Origin of the sequence: Zavarzinia sp. (assembly GCF_049306435.1) — a bacterium.
Classification (GTDB): Bacteria; Pseudomonadota; Alphaproteobacteria; order Zavarziniales; family Zavarziniaceae; genus Zavarzinia.
The window spans coordinates 1-4,061 of record NZ_JBAQRT010000168.1 but is presented as its reverse complement, the minus strand read 5'-3'; the positions used below and the strand labels follow the sequence as shown (position 1 = coordinate 4,061).

Annotated in this window: 4 protein-coding genes and 1 tRNA gene; all 5 read left to right on the top strand. The window is 66.9% G+C overall.

Translation table 11 applies throughout. The features are described 5' to 3' along the window. Positions 1-496: M67 family metallopeptidase (locus tag WAZ62_RS09250; protein WP_422643236.1), on the top strand; the 496-nt coding region annotated here is incomplete at its 5' end. Continuing rightward, positions 493-1,554: a threonine aldolase family protein gene (locus tag WAZ62_RS09245; RefSeq protein ID WP_422643235.1), complete on the top strand. Its 1,062-nt coding sequence runs from the start codon at positions 493-495 to the stop codon at positions 1,552-1,554. The genes WAZ62_RS09250 and WAZ62_RS09245, both read left to right, overlap by 4 nt. Positions 1,555-1,596: 42 nt before the next feature. Then, positions 1,597-1,672 (top strand) — tRNA-Glu (locus WAZ62_RS09240). Between the two features lie 172 nt (positions 1,673-1,844). After that, entirely contained in the window at positions 1,845-2,888 is a 1,044-nt protein-coding gene (gene rhuM / locus WAZ62_RS09235) for a RhuM family protein (RefSeq protein ID WP_422643234.1), read from the top strand. A 100-nt stretch (positions 2,889-2,988) separates the two neighbouring features. After that, complete coding sequence (locus tag WAZ62_RS09230; RefSeq protein ID WP_422643233.1) at positions 2,989-3,831, top strand: transglutaminase family protein; 843 nt, start codon at positions 2,989-2,991, stop codon at positions 3,829-3,831. Positions 3,832-4,061: the final 230 nt, after the last annotated feature.

Sequence of the window (4,061 nt, the reverse complement as noted above, 5' to 3'; positions counted from 1 at the left end):
CGCCCATGCCGCGGCCGAGCGCCCGCGCGAGGCCTGCGGTTTCCTGCTCGGCCCCGCCGCCGAAGGGTTGCCCCCTGAAACTCGTCGCCCCGGCGAAGGCCGGGGCCTTTGGCCGGAGGAGGCGCCCGTGCCGGCCCAAGATCCCGGCCTTCGCCGGGATGACGACGAGGAAAGCGCTTCCGGCTTACGGACAGCGACCCTGGTCGACGAAGCCCTGCCCTCGCCCAATCTGGCCGCCCCCGGCCGACTCGATGCCTTCGAGATCGACGCCGCCCTGCACTTGAAGCTGCAGCGGGAGGCGCGGGCGGCGGGCCGGCGCATCGTCGGGCTCTATCATTCCCATCCCACCAGCGCGCCCATCCCCTCGCCCCGCGACCGGGAAGGCGCCTATGATCACGCCCTGGTCTGGCTCATCATCGGGGCGGACGGCACGTGCCGCGCCTGGTGGCCGGGACCGGACGGGTTTGGCGAAGCGTATCTCGAGGTTTGTTCATGAATTTCTCGTCCGACAATGTGACCGGCGCCCATCCGAAGATCGTCGCCGCCCTGGCGGAAGCCGCCGCCGCCGGCCCCATGCCGGCCTATGGCGCCGATCCGATCACCGAAGCCCTGACGCGGCGCCTGTCCGAAGTGTTCGAGCGCGAGGTCGCGGTCTTTCCGGTCGCGACCGGCACGGCGGCCAATGCCCTCGCCCTGTCGGCCCTGACCCCGCCCTGGGGCGGCGTGCTCGCCGGGGTGGAAGCCCATGTCGAGGTGGACGAATGCGGCGCGGTCGAGGCGATGACCGGAGCCCGCATCATGACGGTGCCCGCGCCGGACGGCAAACTGACCCCGGTCGCCCTCGCCGCCCGCATCGCCCCCATCCGCCGGGGCGATCAGCATCAGGTCCAGCCCGCCGCCGTCACCATCACCCAGGCGAGCGAATGCGGCACGGTCTACAGCCCGGCCGAGATCGCCGACATCGCCGCCTTCTGCCGGGCCGAGTCGCTGCGCCTGCACATGGACGGCGCCCGTTTCGCCAATGCCATCGCCAGCCTCGGCTGCACGCCGGCCGAGGCGACCTGGAAGGCCGGGGTCGAGGCCCTGTCCTTCGGCGCGACCAAGAACGGCGCCCTGGCGGCGGAGGCGGTGATTTTCTTCGACCCCGCTGCTGCCGAGAATTTCCTGTTCCGGCGCAAGCGCGCGGGCCATCTGTTCTCGAAGATGCGCTTCCTCTCGGCCCAGCTTCTCGCCTATCTCGACGACGACCTGTGGCTGAAGAACGCCGCCCATGCCAATGAAGCGGCGCGGCGCCTCGCCCTTGGCCTCATCGACCTGCCGGGTGTCGATCTCGACCATCCGGTCGACGCCAACGAACTGTTCGTCCGCCTGCCGCTCGACATCGCCGACCGCCTGCTGCGCGCCGGTTTCCACTTCTACCCCTGGGGCGCGCCGCCCGCCGACCCGGAGACTGAAGCCGGCCTCTACCGCTTCGTCACCGCCTTCGACACCGATCTCGCCACCGTCGACGCCCTGCTCGCCGCCGCCCTGCCGACCACGTCAGAAAATACTTGATCGAAGCGCCGGGAGCGGCTATTAACCCGCCTCCCGGCTCTGGTCCCCATCGTCTAGAGGCCTAGGACATCGCCCTCTCACGGCGGTAACAGGGGTTCGAATCCCCTTGGGGACGCCAAGCCATCACCAGGTTGATGGCTTTCCAAGTATTTTTGCCCGGACTCCCCACACCAACCAGGGATGCTGCAGCGGATCGCCCGCGTGCATCGCGGTGGATGCCGCCAACTCTTCCTTTCATATCGCCCCATTTGTTGCCACAATGTTCTCATTCATGCGAGCGGCGGTGACCCATGGGCGATGATCACAGCGAACCGGTTCGTCTTGTCGAGGATGTGGATACCGGAGATCGGTTTCTCGTCTACCAGACCGAGAAGGGCCTTCGGATGGACATCCGCTTCGCGGGCGAAAGCCTGTGGATGACGCAGGCTCAGATCAGTCAGCTTTTCGGCCGCGATGTTTCAACGATTTCAAGGCATATCGCGAATGTGATCGAGGAAGGAGAACTCGACGAGGCGACTTCTTTGCAAAAAGTGCAAACAACCTCCGGTCGACCCGCAATCATATACAGCCTCGACATGGTGATCTCTGTTGGTTACCGGGTGTCGTCCGCCCAGGCGACGGTGTTCCGCCGCTGGGCGACGAGCGTTCTGGTCCAATATGCGCGCAAGGGCTTCGCCGTCGACTCGGCCCGCCTCAAGCAGCCCGACAACGCGGATCGTATCGCCGAGCTTCGCGAGATCATCCGGGACATCCGGTCCGACGAAGCCAATCTTTACCGGGAACTGCGCAGAATCTGCGCGATGTGCCAGGACTATGACGGCAAGACCGAAGCCGCCCGGGCGTTCTTCCAGCATACACAGGCGAAACTGGTCTACGCGGTGACGTCGCAGACTCCCGCCGAGATCATGGCCAGCCGCGCGGACGGCCATGCCCCGGACATGGGCCTCACGAATTGGCCGAACGACAACATCAGGAAGGATGACGTCACGGTCTCGAAGAACTATCTCGGCGACACCGAGATCAAGGAGCTGAACAGGCTGACCGGCATCATCCTCGACATTTTCGAAGATCAGCTCGAGCTCGGACGCCTGGTGATCATGGCCGACGCCACCCGCCTCCTCGAACGGCAGTTGAGCCAGCTGGGACGCGCCGTCCTGACCTCCGGCGGCAGCATCGGGATGGACACGGCCAAAGCGCACGCGGAGAAGCAATATGAAATCTTCGATGCGAAACGTAAGGCCGAGCGCCACACCGAAGCCGACCGTGCCATGCGCGCGTTGCGGGAGGCGGACAAATCCCTGCCCAAAGCCCGGCGCCCTCGCTCGCCGCGCTGATCGCCGGCTTCGCCACGAGTTTCCGCGACAATCGCCGCCGCCGCCGCTATCGTCGGTCTTCGGCGCCTGAGATGGCGGTTGCTTGTTGCGGGATCCGTGGATGCGTTTCTTCGTCCGTCACCGAACCCTTTACCGTTATTCGGTGCCGATCCGGCTCGCGCCCCATGTCTTGCGCCTGACGCCCCGCGCCCTGGGGGGCTTTCAGGCGTGGCAGGAATTTCTGATCGAGCCGCGGCCCTGGTCGCGGCGGGATGGCTTCGATGGCTTCGGCAATGGCCTGATCAACCTCGAATTCCCCGATATGGCGACCGATCATCTGAGCATCGAAAGCCGTTTCGAGATCGAAGTCGTGCCACCGCCCGCGCCGGTCGGCCTTTTCCTGTCGCCGCTGCCGTGGTGGGGCGCTTATGCCGGGGCGGAGTTTGCGCCCTATCTTGACGACAGCGCGCCGGAGCCCACGGTCGCCGCCTTCGCCAATGGACTGCTGGCCGATGTCGGGGGGGATGCCCTGGGCTTCCTGCACCACCTGAACCACACGCTCCACGGAAGGACCGACCGCCGCGTCCGCCTCGAGGGCGACGCCCGTTCGCCGGCCGAGACGCTGGCGACGGCGACCGGCGCCTGCCGCGACCTGACGGTTCTGTTCATGGCCTGCTGCCGGGGCTTCGGCATCCCCGCGCGGTTCGTCAGCGGTTACCAGGCGCAGGCCGAAAGCGTCGACGGCCAGCGTCATCTTCATGCCTGGCCCGAAGTCTTCCTGCCCGGCTTCGGCTGGACCGGCTTCGATCCGACCCACGGCCTGCCCGTGGCCGATGGCCATGTCGCGCTCTGCGCCGCCCCCACCCAGGAAGCGACCATGCCGGTCGAGGGGGGGTTCTGGTTCGACGGCACGGTGATCACCTCGACCCTCGACTACACGGTCGAGATCGATACGCGGCGCTGAGGCGCTCGGGGGTTCACCGGCCGGACGAGGCCGGCCCAGGCGGTCGCGAGGATTTCATGCCGTCCGCATGACATCCCCGATGCAGGATATTCAGGAAACGGCGTCGGCCTTCGCCTCGGCGGCGTGCCAGGCGAAGGCGGTGCGAACAATCGTGTCGACGTCGGAATGGCGTGGCGCCCAGCCGAAATGGCGCCGGATCGCCGAAGCGTCGGCGATCAGCGAGGGCGGAT